This window comes from Bradyrhizobium sp. CSA112 (assembly GCF_029051645.1).
Classification (GTDB): Bacteria; Pseudomonadota; Alphaproteobacteria; order Rhizobiales; family Xanthobacteraceae; genus Bradyrhizobium.
In genome coordinates this window covers 1-638 of record NZ_JAACFS010000127.1, presented here as the reverse complement: position 1 = coordinate 638, position 638 = coordinate 1, and the positions used below count along the sequence as shown (strand labels likewise).

Here is a 638-nt window from a genome sequence, read left to right as displayed (position 1 = left end):
CCCTGGGCCGCGCTGCCTGTCTCTGATCCCGAGCCGCGCGCCCTCGGCCTCACCTCGCGCCATCTCGCCTACATCATCTACACCTCAGGCTCAACCGGAACCCCCAAGGGCGTCATGGTCGAGCATCAAAGCGCCGTGAACCTGCTGCATTGGAGCAGCGGCGTATTTGCGGAGTCAGAGATTAGCCGCACACTGTTTTCTACCTCGATCAGTTTTGATCTGTCCGTCTATGAGTGCTTCGTTCCGCTTTCGCAAGGAGGCACTCTGTATCTTGTCGAGGATGCACTGGCGCTGGCGCAGACGTCCTTGGATGTTTCCTTGATCAACACCGTCCCCTCGGCGATCGCCGCTCTGGTCGACCAACAAGCCGTGCCGGCTTCGACAAGCGTCATCAATTTGGCCGGTGAGCCGCTGACGGCAGGTCTGATCGAGAGGGTCTTCGAGGGCAGTGGCGTAGAGAAGATCTGTAACCTGTACGCTCCTTCGGAAACGACGACGTATTCGACCTGGATTTGCATGCCCAGGAGAGAGGCTGTCGTTGAGACGATCGGGCGTCCGATTGCCAACACGCGTGTGTATCTGCTGGACGGCCATGGCGCGCCTGTGCCGTTGGGGGCGGTGGGTGAGCTTTACATCGG

The 638-nt window shown here is 60.0% G+C and carries 1 protein-coding gene; it reads left to right on the top strand.

Features of this window, described 5'->3' with window-relative positions; all coding sequences use genetic code 11:
- A partial coding sequence (locus tag GWE18_RS41980; protein ID WP_275191315.1) for an AMP-binding protein occupies positions 1-638 on the top strand: 638 nt, incomplete at both ends.